Below are 21,499 nucleotides of genomic sequence, written 5' to 3'. Positions count from 1 at the left end.
GTTCGCCTAAACTGGACAGATATGCTGCCCAGCTTTTTCGACTCCGTGGTCGCGCTGATCATCAAGACTTCCACGGACCTGCCGCCCGACGTGCGGGCGGCCATGAAGCATGCCCTCGACACCGAAGAGGACGGCACCCGCGCCAAGCAGGCGCTGAACATCATCAGCCAGAACATCGACCAGGCGGTCGAAGTGGAAGGCGCCATTTGCCAGGACACCGGCATGCCGACCTTCGAGGTCAAGACGCCGGTCGGCGCGAACCAGATCTGGATGAAGAAGCAGATCAAGGAGGCCATTGCCGAGGCCACCAGGCGCGGCAAGCTGCGCCCCAACTCGGTCGATTCGCTGACCGGCGACAACAGCGGCAACAACCTCGGGCCCGGCACGCCGGTGATCCACTTCGAGCAGTGGGAGCGCGACGACATCGAAGTGAAGCTGCTGCTGAAGGGCGGCGGCTGCGAGAACATGAACGCGCAGTATTCGCTCCCCGCTGAACTGCCGCACCTGGGCCGCGCCGACCGCACCATCGAAGGCGTGCGCAAGTGCATCCTGCACGCGGTGTGGAACGCGCAAGGCAAGGGCTGCGCCCCAGGCGCGATCGGCGTGTGCATCGGCGGCGATCGCACCAGCGGCTACCTCGAGGCAAAGCAGCAGCTGTTCCGCAGCCTGGACGATGTCAACCCGGATTCGCGGCTGGCCGATCTCGAAGCGGAGATCATGCGCACGGTCAACACGCTCGGCGTCGGCGCGATGGGGTTCGGCGGCCGTGTTTCGCTGATCGGCTGCAAGGTCGGCGCGCAGAATCGCCTGCCGGCGAGCTTCTTCGTGTCGGTCGCCTACGACTGCTGGGCGTACCGCCGCCTCGGCGTGACCCTCGACGGCACGACCGGCGCGATCACGGACTGGATCTATCGCGATCCGTCGGTGCCGACCATCCCGATGATGGACCAGGCCGGGTTCAAGCGCACCGGCCGCGAAGTGGTGTTGCGCGCGCCGATTGACGAGGCCACCGTCCGCGCGCTCAAGGTCGGCGACGTGGTGCTGATCAGCGGCCCCGCCCACACGGGACGCGACGCCGTGCATCATCACCTGGCGAGCCACGCGCCGCCGGTCGACCTCAACGGCGGCGTGATCTATCACTGCGGCCCGGTGGTGGCCAAGCAGGCCGACGGTTCGTGGAAGGTCACCGCGGCGGGGCCCACGACCAGCATTCGCGAAGAGCCCTACCAGGCCGACATCATCGGCAAGTACGGCGTGCGGGTGGTGATCGGCAAGGGCGGCATGGCCGGCAAGACGTTGGCCGGCCTGAAAGAGCACGGGGCCGTCTACCTCAACGCGATTGGCGGCGCCGCCCAGTTCTACGCGCGCTGCATTGAACGGGTGGATGGAGTGTCGCTACTGGAGTTTGGAACTCCTGAGGCGATGTGGCATCTACAGTTTAGGGAGTTTCCTGCCATCGTGACCATGGACGCTCATGGCAACAGCCTGCACCAGGACCTCGAACAGGCATCGGCACGCCAGTTGGCTGAGCTGGCGGAAGCCAGTTTTTAGGCCAAAAAACGAGGTTTTGAGCGGTCTAAGAACCTGTTAAACTAAGGACTAATCATGAACACCGAGACGCACACCATCACCCCAGACATGCCTGTCGTGATCGAGACCCTCATCACGGTCACCGAATCGGCGGCCGGGAAGATCCGCGAACTGCTCGCCGAAGAAGGCAAGCTCGAGAGCGGGCTGCGCGTGTTCGTCCAGGGCGGCGGCTGCTCGGGCTTCCAGTACGGCCTGATGATCGAAGAGGGCGGCGGCGTCGGCGACCAGCTGTTTGAATCCAACGGCGTGCGCCTGTTCGTCGATCCGGTGAGCGTCAGCTACCTCAAGGGCGCTGAAGTGGACTTCGTCGACACCATCACGGGCGGCGGCTTCACCATCAAGAACCCCAACGCGACGTCGACCTGCGGCTGCGGTTCGTCCTTCACTGGCTAGATCGTCATGGCCACCACGGCGGCCATTCCGGATCTCGATCGGCTCAGGCCCGCCGGTACCAAGCGCTCGACCAAGCGCGACCTGATCGTCAACGTGTTCCTCAAGCAGGAGGGACACCTCAGCGCTGACGATCTGGTCGTGCTGATCAAGCGTGAAGACGAGCGCATCAGCCGCGCCACCGTCTACCGCACCCTGCAGTGGATGGAAGAGGCGGGCATTGCCCGCAAGGTGGACTTCGGCGAGGGCCGCTTCCGGTTCGAGCACTCGTACCGGCATCCGCGGCACTTTCACCTCATCTGCAAGACCTGCAACCGCTCGTACGAATTCCTCAGCTCCGACATCGAGTCGCTGGTCGAGGAGATCGCGGCGGCGCGGGCGTTCACGGCGCGGCAGAGCGTGGTGCAGATCTACGGCACCTGCGAGGCGTGCACCACCGGCCGCGCCCCCGCCGACGAAGGGTCCAACAGCGGGCTGCTGTTTGCCCGCGACGCGCTGCGCATTGCGATTGCCACCGAGCGCAGCGGCCTGGAGTTCTACGCCCGCGGCGCCCGGCTGGTGAAGGACCCGCGCGGCCGGCAGATCTTTCACAAGCTGGCGACCGAAGAGAAGCACCACCTCGCCACGCTCGAAGCGCGCTACCAGGATCTGCTCAAGCAGGATCCGCAGCTCGAGTCGCGGCCCACCTTCCTGTTCTTCAAGGGCGCCGCCAACGGCCTGTTCGCCGCCGGCGCCGACCAGTTGCGGCGCGACGGCGTCGACGACCTCGAGGCGCTGCGCATCGGCATCCGCTGCGAGCGCGGCTCGCACCGGTTCTTCAAGCGCTATGGCGAGCGTTTCGAAGACTCCGAAGGCAAGCAGATCTTCCTCGAGTTCGCCGACGAAGAGCGCGAGCACCTCGAGATGCTGATTCGCGAGTACCGCGCGCTGGTCAAGCGCCAGCGCGGCGCCGTGAAGAAGCCCCTTGCCACGCCGAAGCGTCCCCGCCAAGGCGGGAGCGCGAAGACGCGCGCGCGCGCCGCCAGCCGGTGATCGACCTTCACTTACACACCACTGCTTCCGACGGCCGCCTGACGCCCGCCCAGCTCGTGGCGCGCGTCGCCGCGGCCGGCATCACCACCATGAGCGTGACCGATCACGACACCGTGGCCGGGCTCGTCGAGGTCGGCGCGGAAGCGGCGGCCCGCGGCATTCGCCTGGTGCCGGGCATCGAGGTCACCTCGATCGCCGACGCCCGTGACGTCCACCTGCTCGGGTATTTTTTCGATCCCGGCAATGCGGCGCTGGCGGCGTTCCTCGAAGGGCAGCGGGCCGTTCGCGTGTCGCGCGTGCGTGAGATTGGCGCGCGGTTGGCGGCGCTCGGCCTGCCGGTGGATGTGGACGCGCTGCTGACGGCCGCGGCGACGCGGCCCGGATCCTCCGTGGGACGCCCGCAGCTCGCGCGGGCCCTGATCAGCGCCGGTTACGTCGCTTCCGTCCGGGAGGCCTTCGATCGCTGGCTTGCCAACGGCCAGCCCGCCTACGTGCCGCGCACGGGCCCGAGTCCGGCCGCCGTGGTGGAGGTCATTCATGCCGCCGGCGGCCTGGTGTCGTTCGCGCATCCGGCGGTGACCGGGCGAGACGAGCTGATCCGGCCGCTGGTGGACGATGGCCTGGATGCCATCGAGGTGTATCACTCGGATCACACGCCGGCGGACGAAGTGGACTACCGGGGACTGGCGGCGCGGCTGGGCGTGCTCGTGAGCGGCGGCTCGGACTTTCACGGCGATGACCCGGCGGCGGCGCCCGCGCGCGCGCGCCGCGGCACGCTGGGCGTGGTGTCGCTGCCGGCCGACGCGTTTGCCGCCCTGGAAGATCGGGCGGCGCGATGGCCGCGACCATCATGAGCGCCGCCGCGCCGCTGCTCGAGGTGCGCGACCTGGTCAAGGACTACCAGGCGCTGCGGCCGCTCCGCATCAAGGCGCTCACCCTGTCGCCGGGCGACATCCTCGCCATCCACGGACTCGACGAGGTGGGCGCGCAGACCTTCGTGCACGTGGTCACCGGCGCGACCCTGCCCGACACCGGCGACGTCGCCCTGTTCGGGCAGAACACCAGGGCCATCGCCGACGGCACCGCCTGGCTCGAGTCGCTCGACGGCGTCGGCATGGTCACCTCGCGCGGCATCGTGATTCAGATGTTCACGGTGCTGCAGAACATCGCGATGTCGTTCACGCTCGAGGTGGACCCGATCGATCCCGCGGTGTGGCCGCAGGTCGCCGCGCTCGCGCGCGAGGTGGGGCTGCCGGACGCCGCGTTCGACGTGCCGACGGGGAACCTGCCCGCCGACGTGCACATGCGGATCCACCTGGCCCGCGCGCTGGCGCTCGGCCCGCGCCTGCTGATCGCCGAGCACCCGTCGGCCACCATCCCGCGCGAGTCGGTCGCCGCGTTCGGGGCCGACCTCTCGAGGCTGGCGCGATCGCGGGGCCTGGGACTGCTGGCGCTGACCGCGGATGACGAGTTGGCCAGGGCGATTGGCGGGCAGCGACTGGAACTCGTGCCGGCCACAGGAGAATTGAGGCCGCCGGGTCTCCTGAAACGACTGTTTGGCCAATAACAAAATACAGGATGACCCCTGAACTTCTGTTGAGACGAGTATGAGACCCGCACTGATCCTGTTTGATATCGACGGTACGCTGCTGCTCAGCGGGCGCGCCGGGTTGCGCGCCATGAACCGGGCGTTCGAGACCACGTTTGGCGTGGCCGAGGCGTTTGCCGGGACGTCGTTCGCCGGCCGCACCGATTCGTACCTCGTGTCGTACGCGCTCAACGCCGCCGGCCTGCCCGACACCGCCGACAACCACGCGCGGTTCCGCGACGCTTACATGCCGCTGCTGGCGGAAGAGATCCAGCACCCCGGCACCGGTCACAAGGGCCTGATGCCGGGCGCGCGCGAGCTGCTCGAGGCGCTCGACGAGCACGCCGATCTGCACCTTGCCTTGCTGACGGGCAACTACCGCGGCGCCGCCGAGATCAAGCTGACGCACTTCGAATTGTGGGATTTCTTCGAGTGGGGCGCCTTCAGCGACGACTCGGCTGACCGGAATGCGCTGGTGCCGATTGCGCTCGATCGCGCCGAGACCTACGACGTGCCCGCCGAGGCGCTCGACCGCATCATCGTGATTGGCGACACGCCGCACGATATCGAGTGCGCCCGCGTCGGCGGCGCGCGCTCGATCGCCGTGGCCACCGGCGGGCACAGCATTGAAGAGTTGAAAGCGGCGGGCGCCGACATCGTGTTGGCGGATTTGTCTGACACCGAGAAGGTCATCGCGCTGCTGATATGATCCGGGGCGGAAGTGAACGGGGCCCGGTGGCCCTCCCGGTCTTCAAAATCGGTCGCTGCCTCCTTGTGGGGCAGGCTGGGTTCGACTCCCAGGCGCTTCCGCCATTCTCGCCAGGGCTCGAATGGCGTCAGCGCCTGGTCGTCAGTCAGACCGGCGTCGGCCTTCGGCCTCGCCTAAATCGGCTCGACTCCCAGGCGCTTCATGCACTCGGCTCGCCCTTGCGGGCTCGCCTTCGTTGGCACCATCCCCAAGCCTCAAGCCATCAGTCCGCGAGCCGCAGCCAATACGCGACGAGCCTCTGCGTCTCGAAGAGCGTGAAGCGCAGCGTTGAGCGGTTGCGCCACCAGCCATCGACGTCGGCCCTGTCGTAGCGCGAGGCGCGGACGATGGCCTGCGAGCCGGTGCCGGCCAGGCGCCGGTTCATCACCAGCCGCGCCCGCCGCGTGTGCTGCTTCGACGTGACCACGATCACGCGCGACCAGCGATTGGCGGCCACGACCGCGAGCAGGGTGTCGGCCTCGTCCCTCGTGCTGTTCTGCTCGTCGAGGATCTGGATTGCCGACCGCGGCACGCCAAGCCGGGTGAGGACATCGACCTGCACGTCGATCTCACGCTGAAACGGGACGCCCCGTCGTTGCAGCTCAATCTCGCCATCGTCGGCGATCTGGCGCATCAGCAGCATGCGCGGCGCCCAGCCCTCGTGGTACAAATCCACGGCCTCGAGCGGCCGTTGGAACATGGTGCCGCCGAGCACGAAGATGGCGTCGGCTGTTTGCAGCGGATCTTCCACCACGAGCCAGGCGCCAAGGCGCGGCGCGGCCAGAGCGGCGATCAGCAGGAGCAGTGCCGCGAGCGCGGCAAGACGAGAGAGGAAGCGTTTCAATTGACGAACTCCGGCCCCACCAGTCGGGGCCGGATTCAATCCTATCCTTCGACGAGCCGCACGTCTCCCGCCCGAGGGCCCTTCTGGGATTCCTCGATGATGAACTCGACGCGTTGCCCCTCGCGCAGCAGTTCGAACACCGCCCCGCGAACCGAACTGCGGTGGAAAAAGTGCTCCAGACCCGACTCATCACGAATGAATCCAAAGCCCTTGTCGATAAGGAGCCGTGCGATTGTTCCGGTCGGCATAACTGTCCTCCGATGAACCGAGACCTGAAAGAAACGCCCTTCAGGCCGCCGCACCCACGATACCGGTGGTATCAAAAATGAGGCCGATTACACTGTGGCCACAGGCAGGGGGAAGCGGAAAACGCGGTCAGTGTAGGCAGGTCAACAATGGGAAGTCAAGCATTCGTCTCGATTTGTAACGCAATCCATCCAGCTCGAGTATTCGACGGACAAATCAGCTGTTTTACTGAGGAATTTAGATGATCCGAGCCGTCGTGCTGGCCGCCGGCGCCTCGTCCCGGATGGGCCAGGCCAAGGCGGCCCTGCCCCTGGGAACGACCGGCGAGACCGTGGTGGCCAGGGTCGTGCGCACTTTGCTGGCGGCAGGCCTGCCTGACGTGACCGTGGTGGCCGGCGCGCACATCGACGCGGTCCGCGCCGCGATGCCGGCTTTTGAACCACGCGCGCGCGTCGTTGAGCACCTCGACTGGGCCCAGGGACAACTCTCGTCGCTGCTGGCCGGACTCGAGGCCGTTGACAATCCGCAACTCGAGGCAATCCTCGTCACGCTCGTGGACGTGCCGCTGGTGCGTCCCCATTCGGTCGCGGCCATCGTCCAGGCGTGGCGTGAGACGCGCGCGCCGATCGTGCGGCCCGTGGACGGAGAACGCCACGGGCATCCTGTGGTGTTCGATCGATCGGTCTTCGACGACCTGCGCCGCGCCGATCCGAACGTGGGCGCCAAGGCGGTGTTTGCGCTGCACGCTTCGCGCCGCCTGGACGTGACGGTCAAAGACGAGGGCGCCTACGTCGATGTCGACACGCCGGCCGACTACGAACGGGTCCTGCGGGTCACCGGCACACCGGCTGAATCCCCTGACCGCGGATCTGCATGAACACCTTGGTGGTGGCGTCGCCGTGGCTGCAGCTGTTGAGGCGGTAGCGCAGGTACTCGAGCACCCACACCACCGCGCCTTCGTTGTTGACGAAGGATGAGCCGGCGCTGCGCCCGAGGCCGTCGCGGTACTTCACCTGCAGTCCGTTCATGAAGTCCAGGCCCTCGTTGCGCGGCGGGAACGGGATGGTCCCGGCCGGCGTCAGCGCGCACACCCCATAGACGCCGGTGTTGTCGATGGCCGAGAACACGCGCGTGGTGGCGGTGTTGTGATCGCACAGGCCGACGCGATAGCGCGCGTACTCGATGAGCCACACGACGATGCCTTCAGGATCGACGTAGGTCGTGACCTGCCCGGCGCGCAGCTCGTCGCGGTACACGGCAATGAGCTGGTTGAAGAAGTCATTTGGCTCGTTGCGCGGGGGGAAGCTGATGTTCGAGGTCACGCCGGCGCCGTAGAGTGAACGAATGCCCGAGATGTCATCGGCGGCCAGCGCGTCGAGGTTGCCGATGGTCGAGTTCATCAAGGCGTTGACGCTCTGGCCATTCTCATCGGGATGGTCGAGGCCGAGGACGTGGCCGAACTCGTGCAACGCGACGCGGAAGAAGTCAAAGGTGCCCGAGCGCTGGTTGCCGCGGTACGAATCCCACCGCTTGGTGTTGTTGAACACCACGTCGCCTTCGATCTTGTTGTTGGTGGCGGTGTTGTACCACGACGTGGCGATGGCGAGGGTGTCGGCGCCGAAGGCGCGGCCGTACACCGCGGAGTCGAAGAACACGTTGTTGGACCCGGTGCCGTCGCCGCGCGAGGCCGTGGAGTCGTTGACCGCGCTGAACTTGACGAGGTCGATGTGGGTGTTCCAAGTGGCCAGGGCGTTGGTGGCCACCTGGTTCCAGCTGGTCGAGCCGTCGATCAGGGTTCCGGAGCCGCTGCCCAGCTGCATTTGCATGGTGACGGTGCCGTTCGGCCACTTATTCGCGAGCAGCGAGAACCCCTTCGGCGACTCCATCGTCGTCAAGCAGAGGGCGAGCGCAAGGGCCGCGCCGCACAGGGTGCGACGGCGGGCGGTCATCGCTGCCTCGCGGCGCCGGCGCGCGAGCGGACGGCCGCTTCCAGGTCGGTCAGGCGCATGGGCGTAATCGAGGTGAGCGAGGCGGGGGCGCGCTGCGGGCCGATTTGCGCGACGCTGCCGAGCGCCCGTCCGTCGTAGGTGCGCACGCGATCGACGCCGGTCACGGTGTCGCGTTCGACGCGCATCCGCCCGTGCATGAACCCGACGAGCGGGCTCACCGCGCGGACTTCCGTGCCCACGAAGAGCACGTCGCGCTGGCCCAGGCGGAAGGTGGGCATGCCCTCCACTTTCATGCCGATCTCGCCGATGGTGCCGCCCAGGAATTCGAGCTGCGTGACGGCGCCGACGTTGCCCTTCCACACCTCTTCGACGCGGAACGTGACAATCGTGATGATGGCGCGGCCGTTGGAGGTCGACTCCCACTCCGAGCGGATGTTCATCGCCTCGCCGACGAAAATGGTGCCGGCGCTCGCGACGAGCGCGTCGAAGGACGGGGGAATGACGGTGGTCGAACGCGCGATGCCGGTCGCCAACAGGGTGCAGACGACGGTGAGCGGCAAGAGTCGCCGGAACATCAGGAGCCTCCTCGGGGTTGAGGAGGTCAGAATAGTTCAGAAAGGTTCAGAAAGGTTCTGAGGGGTTCAGAGAGGTTCTGAACGGTTCGGAACCCCTCTGGACGGTTTTCTAGCTGATTGTGAACGGAATGCTGGCGCGCGTGGTGCCCCAATCGATGTGGAGCGTGCCGCCCTTCGGGGTGTCCTCGATCGAGAAGGTCAGCTGCTCGGCGGCGGCGGGGGCCTTGCCGAGGGTCATCGGTGCGCGGCCGAGGTCTTCGCCCTTGGGATAGGGGATGCCCCACTGGCCGGTCTTCTTGCTGATCACCAGGTGCCACGTGCCCCCGGTCGGGATCGTGTAGATCGTGTAGGTGCCGGCCGGCACGTGCACCGAGCCGAACATCAGCATCTTGTCGGTCTTGAGCGTCGTGGCCTCGTCGGCGCCGGTGCGCCACTCGCGGCCGTCGTAGGGATCGATGTCCTTGCCGGGCGTGCGGCCCTTGAGCGAGGGCCGGCCGTACTCGATGGACAGGTTGCCGCCGTCGATGGTCCACTCGGTGCGGACGTGCGGGCTGCCGCCGCCACCGGTCTTGAGCGGGGTGGTCTTCTGCGCGCTGACAGCGGCGCCAAACGCCAACGCGGTAACCGCGAGGGCCAGAACAGTTCGCTTCATCAGTCTCTCCTTCGCACCGCCGAGCTTGGCGTGCGTCAAGCATCGATCGTAACCCCAAATCAAAACGCCACTGCGATCCATCCTAAAAACTTGGGGATCTGGCGATCTGGTGATCTCGTGATTGGCGTTCTGATTTGAGGATTTGGGGATTTGGGGATTTGGGGATTGCGGGACTTGGGTGCGGCAGTTCGCCCCCACCGATGTCGCACAGTTCAGTCGCCGCGCAGAGCGGCGACCGGGTCCAGCCGCGACGCCTTGCGCGCCGGCAGCAGTGTCGCCATGACCGACACGGTAGCCAGCAGCGCCGACACGCTCAGCAGCGCGATCGGGTTGTTGGCGCGGACCTCAACCAGCACGGCCTGTAACAGCGACCCTGCGGCCACGGCGCCGGCCAGCCCCAGCGCCAGGCCAACCCCGACGGGTGCCAGCGCGCGTTTCAGGAACAGCCATCCGATCTGCGACCGCCGGGCGCCGAGCGCCATGCGCACGCCCACCTCCTGTGTGCGCTGGGCGGCCGCGTAGGCCGTGATCGAATACAGGCCGAGCGCCGACAGCAGCGTGGCAATCACGGCCACGATGGAGAAGACCGCGCTCATGATTCGCGGGACAAATCGCGAGCCATTCGACACGCGCTCGAGCGACTGAAGATTGAACAGGGGCAAATCGGGGTCGAGCCGCCTGACCTCTTGCCGCAGGACGTCCGCGAACACCTCCGGCCGGCCACGGACGATCAGCGAGGCCACTTTGCCGGGATGCGACGCGTGCGGCACGTAGATGACCGGAGTGTGTCCCGATGCCACCTGCTGCCGCAGCGCCGGCGCAATGCCGACAATGGTGAACCGCTCGGGCGGCGCGCCTTCGGTCTGCGCGCTCAGGCTCACCTCGCGGCCAATGGCATCAGCGCCCGGATAGTGGCGCTCGGCGAAGCGCTCGTTCACCAACGCAGTGGCCACGCCGCCTGCGGCCGCGACGTTGTTGAGGGCGGCCCCACGAACCAGCTTCAAACCGAGCGTCTCGAAATAGCGATCGCCAATCGGAACCATCCGCACGTTGCCCCGCGGCGCGTTATCCACAAGTACGTCGCGGCTCTCAGCCGCGTTGAACGGCGGACTTCCCGCCAGCGCCGCTGACTCCAGCCCGGGCGACGCCGCCAGCCGTTCGTCGAGGGCGCGGTAGAACGCGAGCCGTTGTTCGGGCAGCGCGTACTTCGGCTCTGGTAGCGCGACACGGAACTCCCACAGGCGCGCGAGATCGAGCGCTTGATCCGACCGATAGATACCGGCAGCGCTTTGCACGAGCGCACCAGCGCTCGCGAGCAGGATCACCGTGAGGGCCAGCTCGCCGACGAGCAGGAACGTGGTCATGCGGCCGGCGCGCTTGCCCGGCATGCCAGAGCGGCCGCCCTGGTTGATCACCGTCGTCAGGTTCGTGTGTGACAGGTGCAACGCGGGCAGCAGGCCGAAAGCGATGCCGGCGCCGGTCGACAAGGCGGCGATGTACAAGACCAGCCGGAGATCAAACGTGAACCGGATCCAGTAAGGCATGCCGAAGCCAATGGTCTCGGCAGCGAAGGCCCGGGCGCCGATCCACGCCAGTGTCCCGCCTATCAGGCCGGCCACGAGCGAAAGCAGAACACTCTCGACGAGCAGTTGCCGGACAATGCGCATCCGGCTTGCGCCCAGCGCCGCGCGCATCGACATCTCGCGTGCGCGGGCGGCTGACCGCGCGAGCATCAGGCTGGCGGCGTGGCTGCATGCGATTAAGAGGATGACCATGACCGCCGTCAGCATCATCATCGGGGCCGTGTCGGTTGGCCGGCCGACGTAGGTGTCGTTGAGCGGCCGCACGGTGGTGGGTCGCGTGCGATCGGCATCTGACAGCGGCATGGTCGACAGGCGCCCCGACAGCTCCGATTGCGCCTGGTCCAGCGTCACGCCGTCGGCCAGCCGGCCGACGATGCGCACGAGACGTTGGGCGGCGTCGAGACCAGCCATGCCCGGCAGCGCGACGAGTGGCCGCCAGACTTGCTGATCGATGGGGTACATGAACCCCTCCGGCATGACGCCGATCACCGTCGCGGACTGGCCGTTCGTGCGGACCGTTCGACCGAGCACTTCCGGATCGGCACCATAGCGCTCCACCCACACGCGGTAACCGATGATGGCCACCGGCGCCGCGCCCACGCGATCGTCATCGGACCGGAAATCGCGTCCCAGGATCGGCCGCACGCGCAACTGCCCAAACGCCGTGTGACTGAGGTACGTGCCTGCGAACTGGTCCGTGGCATTGGCATCGTCGCCGAGGTTGATCACCGCATCGACTTCGGCCGAAAGCGAGGCAAAGCCCGTGGAACTTGACTGCCAGGCCGCGAACACGCCGAACGGTATCCGCCGGCCCTGGGTCCGCGTCGGTTCGCCACTGATGCCGACCAGCGCGTCGGCCTCGTCGAACGGCAAGCCGCGAAGGCTCATGCCGTAGAGCAGCGACATCATGGTGCTGCTCGAGGCAATGCCCAGCGCCAGCGCGGCAACGATCGCCGCCGCGAACCAGCGATCGCGCGCGATCAGCCTCACCGAGTATCGGCAGTCCTGAATCAGGCCGTTGAGGAGCGGAAAGCCGCGCTGGTCGCGGTGGTGCTCCTTGACTTGATCCGCGCCGCCAAACGCCTTGCGCGCCGACAGCTGGGCGTCGGCCGGCGACAGGCCCTGCGCGATGTAGTCGTCGACCAGCATGTCCAGATGCGCCTGCATTTCCTCCGACAGGCGATCCTCGCGCCCGCGTCGCAGAAACAGATCGAGAAGTCGCGAGATGAGGGTTCTCATGGGCTATTCGTGACGGAGGGCGGTCATGGGATCCAGTCGGGCGGCACGGCGTGCCGGGACGAGCGCCGCCGCCAGGCCAATCACTGCCAGAAATGCGGCGACGCCGACGACGAAGCGCCAGTCGTTGGTGCCCGCCTCAGCGACAAAGATGGTCATCAGATCGAGGGACGCCAACGCGCCGGCGACGCCGGTGATGCTTCCCAGTATCACGAGCAGCAGAGTGCGCCGGCCGATCAGCCAGCTGATCGAAATCGCCGGCGCGCCGACCGCCATGCGGACGCCTATCTCCTGGGTGCGGGCAGTCACGGCATGAGCGGTGATCACGTAGAGTCCCGCCGTCGTCACCAACAGTGCGACCAGGCCCAGCGCGATGAAGATCCCGGATGCGATGTGGTGCGTGAAGAGCCGTGCCGACAACACCTGCGCCGCCGTTTGCGGCGACACGAGCGGAATGCCCGCATCAAGCGCGCGCAACTCCTCCCGCAGGACCGGTGCCAGCGCCCGCACATCGGCCGGGGAGCGGGCGACAATCGCCAGGTACGGGGACGTCTCTCCTCGATACGGCAGGTACGCGATCGGGATGGCCTCGGTCACGATCGTCTGGCGGATCGACGGCGAAACGCCGACGATGGTCAGCCATGGTAGTGCCCGGTCGGGCGCCGCCGTTTCGACCAGCCGAATTTGCTGGCCGATCGGATCGGCCTGCGGAAAGTAGATCTCGGCAAAGCGCTGGTTGACGATTGCCACTGCGCTGCCGGGCGCTTTGTCCGCTGCCTCGAACACGCGCCCGCGAACGAGCGTCACGCCCATGGCCTCGAAGTAGCGCGGGCTGATACTCACGATGCTCAGATCCGGCGCCAGCAGGGGATCGCCGATTGGCTGATTGGGCAGCACCAGCTTGTGGCGTGGCGGCACTCCTGAGAACGGCGCAGCGCTCGCCACCGCAGACGCGGCAATGGCCGGGCGGCCCTGCAAGCGTTCGATATACCTGGTGACGAACGCCAGTCGCGCATCGTCGTTGCCATAGGCTGGCGGCAGCGTGAACCGGGCCGACATCATGTGTTCCAGGTCGACTACGCGATCAGCGTCCCGCAACGACAGCATGGTGCGGATCAGGATGCCGGCGCACGCCAGCACCACGAGCGACAACGCAATCTCGGCGACCACCAGGCCGCTCGTCCATCGTTGCAGCCGCCGCGGCGTGCCGCCGCGTCCGCCTTCCTTCAGCAGCTCAATCGCCTTCGTCCGCGACAGGTGGAGCGCGGGAACCAGTCCAAACAGCACCGGCGTCGTCACGCACAGCGCCGCCAGGAATCCGATCACGCGCGCGTCCATCGAGAAGACTACCCAGGTCGGCCGCGAGACCTCGGCCATGGTGGAGTCGACAAACGCCACGCCGGCGAGCGAGACGACATAACCGACGAGACCAGCCGCCATGGCCAGGGCCAAGCTTTCGATCATCAGCTGGCGGACGATTCTGAGGCGGGTGGCGCCCAACGCGACCCGCAACGCGATTTCGCGCGAACGGCCGGCCGCGCGGGCCAGCAGCAGGTTGGCCGCGTTGGCGCACGCGATTAGCAGCACGAGACCGGTGACCAGGAGCTGAGGCGGCAACACGCGCCACCAGCCGCCATTGTTGAACTCGGCGTACCGCACCACGGTGGTCTGCAGCTGGCGGTGGCTGTCAGGATGCTGTTGCGCATGGCGGGCCTCGACCGCGTCGAGCTCGGTTTGCGCCGTCGCGATCGTGCTGCCGGGCGACAGCCGCCCCACGACACCTAGGTTGCGCGTGCTGCGCGGTTGGTTCAGTACCGCCGGCCCGAGCGCGAGGGTTTGCCACGCGTCGGTCGCCCCGGGATACCCGAAGCCCTGGGGCATGACGCCGATGACGGTAGCAAAGGCTGCTCCCAGTCGGACGCTGCGGCCGACGACGGACGGGTCACCGCCGTAACGGCGCTGCCATAGCGCATGCGACAGGATCACGACCGGCGCGGCACCCGCGGCGTCCTCCTCCGGTCGAAACGCGCGACCGCGTTCCGGCGCCACGCGCAGTGTTTCGAGAGTGTTGGCCGAGACATGGGTCAGGCTGATTTGATCCGGCGCCAGGCCCTGGTCGCCGATCGTGACCGTCGCACTTCTGTACGCGGTCAGTTGGGCAAACGACTTCAGCTCGGATTGCCAATCCTGGTACTCCAGCCACGAGGCACCGACGGTTTGCGATCGCTGGAGATCGAAGTGGCGGAGTCCGACAATCTCGTGGCCGCCCGGTACCGGCAGGTCCCGCAACAGCAGCGCGTTCACCATGGTGAACGACACGTTGCTGGCGCCAATGCCGATCCCGAGCGCCATGATGGCGGTAATGGTGAGGGCGCGCTCCTTGCCGAGCATCCGGATGCTGTAGCGGGCGTCCTGAGTGAGGGCATCGATCATGGGCAGACCGCGCTGGTCGCGATAGCGCTCCTTGATCTGGTCCACGCCACCGAACGCTTTCCGCGCCGCGAGCCGCGCATCGGCGGGCGACATCCCCTGCGCGACGTAGTCGTCAGCCATCAGATCGAGATGCGCCTGGATCTCCTCCGTCAGCCGCTCTTCCCGTTGGCGCCACAACACGAGATCAAGCAATCGCGAAATCAACGTCGGCATGGGCAAATCCCCAGATCCCAAAATCACGAATGGCAAATCACCAGATCACCAATTCACCAAATCACCAGATCCGTTCACGACTCCTCGAGCAACCGATTGACCGTGGCGACCGTCTGCGCCCACAGGTCGGCCTCGGCGGCGAGTTGCCGCTTGCCGGCCGCGGTGATGGTGTAGAACCGGGCCCGGCGGTTGTTCTCGCTCAGCCCCCAGTCACTCTTAATCCACCCTCTTTGTTCGAGCCGAAGGAGGGCGGGATAGATGGTTCCCTGGTTCAGCGCCAGCGAGCCCTGCGCCACCTGCTCGATGCGCCGGGCAATGCCGTAGCCATGCAGGGGGCTGAGGGCGGCCAGCGTCTTGAGGACCATGAGGTCGAGGGTGCCGTAGGGGACTTCGGAGTTGGGTGCCATGTTGATAGTCAACAGAAGGTCTCACGACTCGTGTTGATAGTCAACAGGTCGAGATCGAATGTTGTGATCTTGTGATCTTGTGATCTCGTGATTTGGGGATTTGGCTCACGGATTTGGGATTTTGGGATTTGTCGATTTTTGCGCTAGCGGTTGGCGGTTCGAGTGGCAGTAATTTCCATCCCTCCGACACTGGAAGTCGATTCAGGCCGGAAATCGGGTGGCATCCCTTGTGCTCCTTATGTGAGCCATGGACAAGAACGAACTCCAGGAGCGGAGCCTCAGGTTTGCCGTGGCGATCACCGGCCTGACGCGGGTCATGCGCGACAGCCCTGCTGGCCGGGGGCCGGCGGATCAGTTGTCTCGTTGCGCCACTTCCGTCGGTGCCAACTACCGAGCCGCCTGTCGCGCGCGATCGCGGGCCGAGTTTGTTTCCAAGCTCGGACTCGTCGTGGAGGAGATCGATGAGGCCGTCTACTGGCTTGAACTCATGACCCGCAGCGGCCTGACGTTGCCAGCGAATTCAGAAGATCTACTGGACGAGGCGCAGCAACTTCGGGCGATCTTCGCCGCCTCGTACGGCACCGCGCGGAAGAACCATCAGCTCGCCCAGAAGAATCGCCGCGCTCGAGGGTAGATCGCCAAATCCGCCAAATCCGCCAAATCCGCGAAATCCGCGAAATCCCCCAAATCCCCAAATCCCAAAATCCCCAAATTACGCAACCCAAATCACCAAATCCCCAAATCCCGAGATCGCCAAATTAGCATGACGACCCCGTCCTCTCCACGTTCAGGTCGAACAGCGGTCTCAGCTTCGTCCCCACGATGTTCCCCGCGAACGCCGCCACCAGCCACAGCCAGCCGTGGAGGCTGCCCGAGGCGATGCCGCTGAAGTAAGCGCCGATGTTGCAGCCGTAGGCGATACGGGCGCCGTAGCCGAGCAGGATGCCGCCGGCGCAACCCAATCGTTAGAACGTGAACCCGGCGCTGACGCCGACGGTCCGCGGGCGGCCGTTCTCGCCGACGAAGCCCGACGGCGCGAATCCCGGATAGGGAATGGCGATGGGCACGTACATCTGGTCGAAGGCGTTGCGCACCCAGGCCTCGGCGAACAGCCACTTGCCGCGCGCGCCGGCGCGGAAGTTGGCCAGGCCGTAGGCGTCTTGCCGCGCGGTGTTGGCTTCGTCGTACTCGAACGCCCCGGACGCCACCGCTTCGCCGCGGCCGTAGATCGTCACCGCCGGCGTGATTGCGCGCGACAGCTGGACGCCGATCGCGCCGGTGTAATCCGGGGTGTAGGGCAGCTTGTTCTGGGCCACGCTGACGCCGCCGGCCACGGTGCCGTCGGCGAACCGCGCGCTGGTGAAGCCGAACGATGCGAACAGGTCAACGCCCCGGACGGGCCGGGCCGCCAGTTCCATCTCCAGGCCGCGGCTGCGCGCGCCGCCGACGTTGGCGATGTAGAACTGGCCGGGCACGAAGGGGTTCGGGACGTTCAACTGCAGGTCGTCCCATTTGATGTGGAAGACGGCGGCGCTCGCCGACATCTTCCCGCCGGCGAACGTGGACTTCACGCCGCCCTCGACGTGCCAGGCGTGCTCTTCGCCGTAGGCTTCGCTGCCGGGCAGGGCGGCGGGATTGAAGCCGCCGGCCTTGAAGCCGCGGCTGGCCGAGGCGTAGAGCGAAGTGCCGGCGATCGGGCGGAACGCGACCGCGAACTGCGGTGAGACATCCGAGAAGCTGGCGTCGGCGGTCACTTGATTCGGCGGCGCGATCGCCGGCGTGAAGAACGTGTTCAGGGAGGCATCGCTCTGCTCGTGATCGAAGCGCAGGCCCACCGTGAGGTCGGTCCGGTCGTTGAAGGTCAAGGTGCCGTGCCCGAACACGCCCACGCCGCTGCTGTCGATCGCGGATTCCGGTGAGGTCTGCGCCACGGGAAAGGGAATCTGCGGCGACAACACGAACGCGCCGAGGGTGTTGACGGCGAGCTGGTCGTAGTTCTGCTTGAAGTACTCGACCCCGCCCTGCCACTTCAGCGTCAGGGTGTCCGAGATCTGCAGCGGCGCATTCTCAGGCGAGGCCAGCCGCAGCTCCTGCGTGAACTGGAAATCCTCCTCGGCGTTGCGGCGCGTGGCCAGCGCCAGCGGCGTGTAGTCGAGGTCGGTTTCGTCCTCGGTGTTCCACTTCACGACGCCGGTCGTGCTTTCAATCGAGATGCGGTCGCCACTGCGGCGCAGGTTGACGGTGGTGGCGTTGAGGTCGCGGTTGGTGAAGCCCTCGAAGTTGCGCGAGACGAGGAACGGCGTCTCGCGGATGGCGTTGAGGTCGCCCAGCGCGTAGTCGCCGTCGCGGTTGCGTTCGTGCGAGTAGATGACGCGCGCCTGCCAGTTGGCGTTCGGCGTCAGCATCAACTGCGCCTTGGCGAACGTGCCGTCGCGAAAGTCGAGGTCGTTGCCGGTGACCCGGTTCACGGTGTAGCCCTCGCGCTGCTGCCTGCCGGCGGCGAGGCTGATGGCCGCCGTGTCGCCGAGCGGCCCCGAGACGTTGCCGCGGACTTCTTTCGCGCCGAAGTCGCCGAACGGCGCCACCACCGACCCGGTCCAGCGGGCGGTGGACGGCCGCGCGCTGGTGACGTTGACGATGCCGCCGAGAGCGTTGCGGCCGAAGAGCGAGCTCTGCGGCCCGCGGACGAACTCAATCTGATCGACGTCCAGCAACTCGATGTTCGACGAGTTGCTGTTCAACTGCGGCACGCCGTCGAGGTAGGTGGTGACGGCCGGGTTGCCCGGGCTCGAGCCGATGCCGCGAAACCGCGCGTTGCTGACCTTGCGCGCCGTGAACTCGGTGAACACCGTGTTCGGCGCAAACATGGCGGCGTCGGTGATCACGCGCAGGCCGGCATTGGCGATGGTCTCGCCGGTGACCACGGTGACGCTGGCCGGAACGGCCTTCACGTCGGCGGCCTCTTTCTGGGCGGTCACGATCACCGGCGGCAAGGTGATGCTGGGCGGCTGAGCGGACTGGGCGAACGAGAATGTGGGGGCGAGCAGGGCCGCCACGACGGCAAGACGCGTTCTGAACATCGGATCATTATGCACGACGGCCGTCGTGATGGATCCCACGCGGCAGCGAGATGGACTGGCCCTCATCCCAACAGCCGTCCCGCGACCGGCGGACGTTCGTTGTAGGCTAGGCCGCAGATTGACGCAGATCACACAGACAGGCTTCTCGCCGAGCACCATGACTCGCTGGTTAACTGTCGCCGGCGCCGCGTGGGCGGTGGCGTTGGTCAGCGTCGCCGGGCAGCCCGGACGCCCGTCGTTTCAAGGGACGCTCGATCAACACCCCGCCATCGACTACCGCTGGACGGATCCCGCGGATCCCGTGGCGCGGCTGCAAGCCGATCTCGCGGCCGGCGCGGTGACGCTGGCGTTTGACGGCCAGCAGGGCTACCTGCGGTCGCTCCTCTCGGCGCTCCACGTCCCGGTTGAATCGCAGGTGCTGCTGTTCTCGAAGACCGGCGTCCAGCATGCCTTCACCAACCCGCAGAATCCGCGCGCGTTGTACTTCAACGACCGCGTGGTCGTGGGCTACATCCCGGGCGCACCGGTGATCGAGATAGCGTCCCACGATCCCCGGCAGGGCGTGATGTTCTACACGCTGCGCCAGGATGCGGCGGCGGTGGCGTTCGCCAGGCCCAGCGCGTGCCTGACCTGCCACCTGTCGGCGAACAGCATGGACGTGCCCGGCATCCTCGTGCGCAGCATGTTCACGGGCCCCGACGGCCGCACCATGCCGCAGTTGGGCAGCTTCCTGGTCGATCATCGCAGCCCGCTGAAGCAGCGTTGGGGAGGATGGTACGTGGTCGGATCCCACGGTGCCGCGCGTCACATGGGCAACGCCATGGTGACGGATCCCTCGAACCCCGAGGCGGCGATTAGCGAGGCCACGCTGAATCGCGCGGTGCTCGATGCGCAGGTGGCGGCCGCCGCCTATCCGATCCCGTCGAGTGACATCGCGGCATTGATGGTGTTCGATCACCAGGGCCACGCGCTCAACCTGCTGACGCGGCTGGGCTGGGAAACCCGCATTGCGATGGCGGAGTCGCGGCTCGACTTCGCGGGCGGTGAGTTGCGGGAGTTGGTGAACGAAACCGCGGACTACCTTCTGTTCGTGGACGAAGCCAGGCTCGACGCGCCGGTTCGCGCCTCGTCCGCGTTCGCGACGGTCTTTGCCGCGGCCGGCACGCGCGACTCACTGGGCCGTTCGTTGCGCGACTTCGACCTGGCGACGCGGTTGTTCCGGTATCGTTGCAGCTACATGATCCAATCGCCGGCCTTCGACGGCCTGCCCGCGGAAGCGCGCGCGGCCCTGGTGGCGCGCCTGCGCGCGATCCTCTCGGGTGGCGTCGCGGATCCGCGATATACCTCGTTCACCGCGGGCGAGCGCGAGGCCGTGCTCGCGATCGTCCGCGAAACCGTCAAGGGCTGGAGCTGAATGCAACTGTTGTGGATTGTCGTCGCCGGCGGGCTCGGGAGCGGGTCCCGGTATTTGATTGGCACGTGGGCCGTCGAGCGGATCGGCGCCGGATTTCCCTACGGCACGATCATCATCAACCTGACCGGATGCTTCGCCATCGGGTTCGTCATGCAGATGGCTTCGGTCTCAGCCTGGAGCCCGGAGATTCGCGCCGCGGTCACGGCGGGTTTTCTCGGCGGGTTCACGACCTACTCGAGCTTCAACCAGGAGACGCTCACCCTGTTCGCCAGCGGCAGGCCGGGCGCGGCGGCGGTCAACGTCGCGATTACCCTGGCCGGCGGCCTCGCCGCGGGCTGGCTTGGCCTGGCGCTCGCCAGGCAGATCGTCGGGTGATCGCGCCGCTAGTCGTGGTGCGGTTTCTCCACCGCCACCAGGTCCGGCTCGCGCACCGGCGGTAGATCCACGGCCTGCTTCGGGGACGGCGGCCGTTCGGGACCGAAGTGGGGCAGCAAGACCGGGGCGCCGCGCTTCGCGGACTCATAGAGCGCGTCCACCACGCGCACGTCCCAACAGCCTTCTTCCGCGGAGGGCTCCGGCTCCGTGCCCTGCAGCACGCAATCCGAGAAGTACACGAGTTCGGCCGCGAACTGGTCGCGCCGCCGGCCCTTCTTCATCGTCACGTCGGTGCCGACCGTGAGCGTGTAGCCCAGCGCCTCGGCATAATCGTAGGCCGGCTCCGCGTGAATGTTGCCTTCGGTGCCCACCACGCGCAGGTCCGACACGCCGTTGGCGGCAAAGCTCGTGGTGAAGCTGGCCAGGCGATCGCCGTCGAAGCGGAGCAGGCCCGAGGTCATCTCGTCGATGTCCGGCATGTCGGTGCGGGCGCCGTCAATCGAGTAGGCGAACACTTCCGTAGGCTCGGCCCGGAACAACAGGCGAGCCGTATTGATGCAATACACGCCGAGGTCGAACAAGGTGCCGCCGCCCAACTCTCGCCTGGTGCGGATGCCGTGCGGCCTGGCGGGCATCGAGAACGACGAGTTGAAGTAGCGCGGCTCGCCGATGCGGCCGGCACGCACCATCTCCACGATTTCGAGAAACAGCGGCTCGAAGTGCAGCCGGTACGCCGTCATCAGGCGGACGTTGGCGGTCGCCGCGGCCTCGATCATGCGCCGGCATTCGGCCGCGGTGACCGCGAGCGGCTTTTCACATAGCACGTGCACGCCCGCCTGCGCGGCCCGCACCGCGTAGCCGGCGTGCTCGGAGTTCGGGGTGCAGATGTAGACAGCGTCTACCTCTTTCAGGCACCGCTCGTAGTTGTCGTAGCTGGCGCGCACCGGCACGCGGTAGCGGTCGCCCAGACTGTTGAGCTTCTCGTCGCTGCCGCTGACGAGGGCGTGGAGCGACGAATTGCGCCTGGCGTGCGCGAATGCCGGCAGCACGGCGGCTTGCGCGATGTGGCCAAGGCCGACCACGGCGTAACGGACTTTCGACTGAGCCATGACACGTCCCCCGCCTGCTCAGGGTGCAAGCGGCG

The 21,499-nt window shown here is 66.9% G+C and carries 21 protein-coding genes and 1 tRNA gene; 11 read left to right on the top strand and 11 right to left on the bottom strand.

The window, feature by feature from the left end; all coding sequences use genetic code 11:
- The first annotated feature begins 21 nt into the window (after positions 1 to 21).
- From WC815_09035 to WC815_09005, 7 genes are all read left to right on the top strand, one after another.
- Positions 22 to 1,551: a FumA C-terminus/TtdB family hydratase beta subunit gene (locus WC815_09035; GenBank protein ID MFA5908906.1), complete on the top strand. Its 1,530-nt coding sequence runs from the start codon at positions 22 to 24 to the stop codon at positions 1,549 to 1,551.
- Between the two features lie 54 nt (positions 1,552 to 1,605).
- Complete coding sequence (gene erpA / locus WC815_09030) at positions 1,606 to 1,983, top strand: iron-sulfur cluster insertion protein ErpA (GenBank protein ID MFA5908905.1); 378 nt, start codon at positions 1,606 to 1,608, stop codon at positions 1,981 to 1,983.
- A 6-nt stretch (positions 1,984 to 1,989) separates the two neighbouring features.
- The gene (locus tag WC815_09025) at positions 1,990 to 3,012 is read left to right on the top strand and encodes a transcriptional repressor (GenBank protein MFA5908904.1); all 1,023 of its coding nucleotides are present in this window, start codon (positions 1,990 to 1,992) and stop codon (positions 3,010 to 3,012) included.
- Positions 3,009 to 3,866: a PHP domain-containing protein gene (locus tag WC815_09020; GenBank protein MFA5908903.1), complete on the top strand. Its 858-nt coding sequence runs from the start codon at positions 3,009 to 3,011 to the stop codon at positions 3,864 to 3,866. Before WC815_09025 ends, WC815_09020 begins: the two co-directional genes overlap by 4 nt.
- Positions 3,848 to 4,579: an ATP-binding cassette domain-containing protein gene (locus tag WC815_09015; protein ID MFA5908902.1), complete on the top strand. Its 732-nt coding sequence runs from the start codon at positions 3,848 to 3,850 to the stop codon at positions 4,577 to 4,579. Before WC815_09020 ends, WC815_09015 begins: the two co-directional genes overlap by 19 nt.
- Before the next feature lie 40 nt (positions 4,580 to 4,619).
- A complete protein-coding gene (locus WC815_09010; protein ID MFA5908901.1) occupies positions 4,620 to 5,309 on the top strand; it encodes an HAD family hydrolase in 690 nt (229 codons plus the stop codon).
- Between the two features lie 8 nt (positions 5,310 to 5,317).
- Positions 5,318 to 5,413: transfer RNA gene (locus tag WC815_09005), tRNA-Sec, on the top strand.
- A 158-nt stretch (positions 5,414 to 5,571) separates the two neighbouring features.
- Here the strand turns inward: WC815_09005 and WC815_09000 are convergent.
- A complete protein-coding gene (locus WC815_09000) occupies positions 5,572 to 6,192 on the bottom strand; it encodes a YdcF family protein (GenBank protein MFA5908900.1) in 621 nt (206 codons plus the stop codon).
- A 41-nt stretch (positions 6,193 to 6,233) separates the two neighbouring features.
- On the bottom strand, positions 6,234 to 6,440 hold the full coding sequence (locus WC815_08995; protein MFA5908899.1) for a cold shock domain-containing protein: 207 nt from the start codon (positions 6,438 to 6,440) through the stop codon (positions 6,234 to 6,236).
- Positions 6,441 to 6,679: 239 nt separating this feature from the next.
- On the opposite strand from WC815_08995, the gene WC815_08990 reads away from it, so the two are divergent.
- Positions 6,680 to 7,315: a nucleotidyltransferase family protein gene (locus tag WC815_08990; protein MFA5908898.1), complete on the top strand. Its 636-nt coding sequence runs from the start codon at positions 6,680 to 6,682 to the stop codon at positions 7,313 to 7,315.
- On the opposite strand, the gene WC815_08985 is transcribed toward WC815_08990, so the two are convergent.
- The 6 genes from WC815_08985 to WC815_08960 form a co-directional block, all read right to left on the bottom strand.
- Positions 7,272 to 8,387 carry a matrixin family metalloprotease gene (locus tag WC815_08985; GenBank protein ID MFA5908897.1) on the bottom strand — a complete coding sequence of 372 codons (1,116 nt, stop codon included), beginning with the start codon at positions 8,385 to 8,387 and terminating at the stop codon, positions 7,272 to 7,274. The genes WC815_08990 and WC815_08985 overlap by 44 nt on opposite strands.
- Complete coding sequence (locus WC815_08980; GenBank protein MFA5908896.1) at positions 8,384 to 8,962, bottom strand: hypothetical protein; 579 nt, start codon at positions 8,960 to 8,962, stop codon at positions 8,384 to 8,386. Before WC815_08980 ends, WC815_08985 begins: the two co-directional genes overlap by 4 nt.
- 109 nt (positions 8,963 to 9,071) lie before the next feature.
- On the bottom strand, positions 9,072 to 9,614 hold the full coding sequence (locus WC815_08975) for a DUF2911 domain-containing protein (protein MFA5908895.1): 543 nt from the start codon (positions 9,612 to 9,614) through the stop codon (positions 9,072 to 9,074).
- 212 nt (positions 9,615 to 9,826) lie between these two features.
- The gene (locus tag WC815_08970) at positions 9,827 to 12,436 is read right to left on the bottom strand and encodes an ADOP family duplicated permease (protein MFA5908894.1); all 2,610 of its coding nucleotides are present in this window, start codon (positions 12,434 to 12,436) and stop codon (positions 9,827 to 9,829) included.
- Positions 12,437 to 12,439: 3 nt separating this feature from the next.
- Positions 12,440 to 15,079, bottom strand: coding sequence for an ABC transporter permease (locus WC815_08965; GenBank protein MFA5908893.1), 2,640 nt, complete (start codon positions 15,077 to 15,079; stop codon positions 12,440 to 12,442).
- A 74-nt stretch (positions 15,080 to 15,153) separates the two neighbouring features.
- Complete coding sequence (locus tag WC815_08960; protein ID MFA5908892.1) at positions 15,154 to 15,486, bottom strand: PadR family transcriptional regulator; 333 nt, start codon at positions 15,484 to 15,486, stop codon at positions 15,154 to 15,156.
- Between the two features lie 247 nt (positions 15,487 to 15,733).
- Between WC815_08960 and WC815_08955 the strand changes: the two genes are divergently transcribed.
- The gene (locus WC815_08955; GenBank protein ID MFA5908891.1) at positions 15,734 to 16,120 is read left to right on the top strand and encodes a four helix bundle protein; all 387 of its coding nucleotides are present in this window, start codon (positions 15,734 to 15,736) and stop codon (positions 16,118 to 16,120) included.
- 124 nt (positions 16,121 to 16,244) lie between these two features.
- On the opposite strand, the gene WC815_08950 is transcribed toward WC815_08955, so the two are convergent.
- Both WC815_08950 and WC815_08945 read right to left on the bottom strand, forming a co-directional pair.
- Positions 16,245 to 16,448 (bottom strand): YeeE/YedE thiosulfate transporter family protein, encoded by a 204-nt coding sequence (locus WC815_08950; GenBank protein MFA5908890.1) that lies wholly within the window; start codon positions 16,446 to 16,448, stop codon positions 16,245 to 16,247.
- A 3-nt stretch (positions 16,449 to 16,451) separates the two neighbouring features.
- Positions 16,452 to 18,566: a TonB-dependent receptor gene (locus WC815_08945; protein MFA5908889.1), complete on the bottom strand. Its 2,115-nt coding sequence runs from the start codon at positions 18,564 to 18,566 to the stop codon at positions 16,452 to 16,454.
- A gap of 157 nt (positions 18,567 to 18,723) precedes the next feature.
- Between WC815_08945 and WC815_08940 the strand changes: the two genes are divergently transcribed.
- Together WC815_08940 and crcB are read left to right on the top strand one after the other, a co-directional pair.
- Positions 18,724 to 19,980 carry a hypothetical protein gene (locus WC815_08940; GenBank protein MFA5908888.1) on the top strand — a complete coding sequence of 419 codons (1,257 nt, stop codon included), beginning with the start codon at positions 18,724 to 18,726 and terminating at the stop codon, positions 19,978 to 19,980.
- The gene (gene crcB / locus WC815_08935; protein ID MFA5908887.1) at positions 19,981 to 20,355 is read left to right on the top strand and encodes a fluoride efflux transporter CrcB; all 375 of its coding nucleotides are present in this window, start codon (positions 19,981 to 19,983) and stop codon (positions 20,353 to 20,355) included.
- Between the two features lie 8 nt (positions 20,356 to 20,363).
- Here the strand turns inward: crcB and WC815_08930 are convergent, their stop codons facing one another.
- The gene (locus tag WC815_08930) at positions 20,364 to 21,464 is read right to left on the bottom strand and encodes a Gfo/Idh/MocA family oxidoreductase (protein MFA5908886.1); all 1,101 of its coding nucleotides are present in this window, start codon (positions 21,462 to 21,464) and stop codon (positions 20,364 to 20,366) included.
- Positions 21,465 to 21,499: the final 35 nt, after the last annotated feature.

It is taken from the genome of Vicinamibacterales bacterium (genome assembly GCA_041659285.1).
Classification (GTDB): domain Bacteria; phylum Acidobacteriota; class Vicinamibacteria; order Vicinamibacterales; family UBA2999; genus 12-FULL-67-14b.
This window is presented reverse-complemented; position numbering and strand designations above follow the sequence as displayed.

What these genes read in the sequence shown, in the direction of transcription:
- erpA (MFA5908905.1), top strand. Translation starts at nt 1,606, where the DNA reads ATGAACACCGAGACGCACACCATCACCCCAGACATGCCTGTCGTGATC.
- WC815_08990 (MFA5908898.1), top strand. Translation starts at nt 6,680, where the DNA reads ATGATCCGAGCCGTCGTGCTGGCCGCCGGCGCCTCGTCCCGGATGGGC.
- WC815_08965 (MFA5908893.1), bottom strand. Translation starts at nt 15,079, where the DNA reads ATGCCGACGTTGATTTCGCGATTGCTTGATCTCGTGTTGTGGCGCCAA.
- WC815_08930 (MFA5908886.1), bottom strand. Translation starts at nt 21,464, where the DNA reads ATGGCTCAGTCGAAAGTCCGTTACGCCGTGGTCGGCCTTGGCCACATC.
- WC815_08975 (MFA5908895.1), bottom strand. Translation starts at nt 9,614, where the DNA reads ATGAAGCGAACTGTTCTGGCCCTCGCGGTTACCGCGTTGGCGTTTGGC.
- WC815_09010 (MFA5908901.1), top strand. Translation starts at nt 4,620, where the DNA reads ATGAGACCCGCACTGATCCTGTTTGATATCGACGGTACGCTGCTGCTC.
- WC815_09025 (MFA5908904.1), top strand. Translation starts at nt 1,990, where the DNA reads ATGGCCACCACGGCGGCCATTCCGGATCTCGATCGGCTCAGGCCCGCC.
- WC815_08995 (MFA5908899.1), bottom strand. Translation starts at nt 6,440, where the DNA reads ATGCCGACCGGAACAATCGCACGGCTCCTTATCGACAAGGGCTTTGGA.
- WC815_08960 (MFA5908892.1), bottom strand. Translation starts at nt 15,486, where the DNA reads ATGGCACCCAACTCCGAAGTCCCCTACGGCACCCTCGACCTCATGGTC.
- crcB (MFA5908887.1), top strand. Translation starts at nt 19,981, where the DNA reads ATGCAACTGTTGTGGATTGTCGTCGCCGGCGGGCTCGGGAGCGGGTCC.
- WC815_08980 (MFA5908896.1), bottom strand. Translation starts at nt 8,962, where the DNA reads ATGTTCCGGCGACTCTTGCCGCTCACCGTCGTCTGCACCCTGTTGGCG.
- WC815_08945 (MFA5908889.1), bottom strand. Translation starts at nt 18,566, where the DNA reads ATGTTCAGAACGCGTCTTGCCGTCGTGGCGGCCCTGCTCGCCCCCACA.
- WC815_08955 (MFA5908891.1), top strand. Translation starts at nt 15,734, where the DNA reads ATGGACAAGAACGAACTCCAGGAGCGGAGCCTCAGGTTTGCCGTGGCG.
- WC815_08970 (MFA5908894.1), bottom strand. Translation starts at nt 12,436, where the DNA reads ATGAGAACCCTCATCTCGCGACTTCTCGATCTGTTTCTGCGACGCGGG.
- WC815_09015 (MFA5908902.1), top strand. Translation starts at nt 3,848, where the DNA reads ATGGCCGCGACCATCATGAGCGCCGCCGCGCCGCTGCTCGAGGTGCGC.
- WC815_09035 (MFA5908906.1), top strand. Translation starts at nt 22, where the DNA reads ATGCTGCCCAGCTTTTTCGACTCCGTGGTCGCGCTGATCATCAAGACT.
- WC815_08985 (MFA5908897.1), bottom strand. Translation starts at nt 8,387, where the DNA reads ATGACCGCCCGCCGTCGCACCCTGTGCGGCGCGGCCCTTGCGCTCGCC.
- WC815_08940 (MFA5908888.1), top strand. Translation starts at nt 18,724, where the DNA reads ATGACTCGCTGGTTAACTGTCGCCGGCGCCGCGTGGGCGGTGGCGTTG.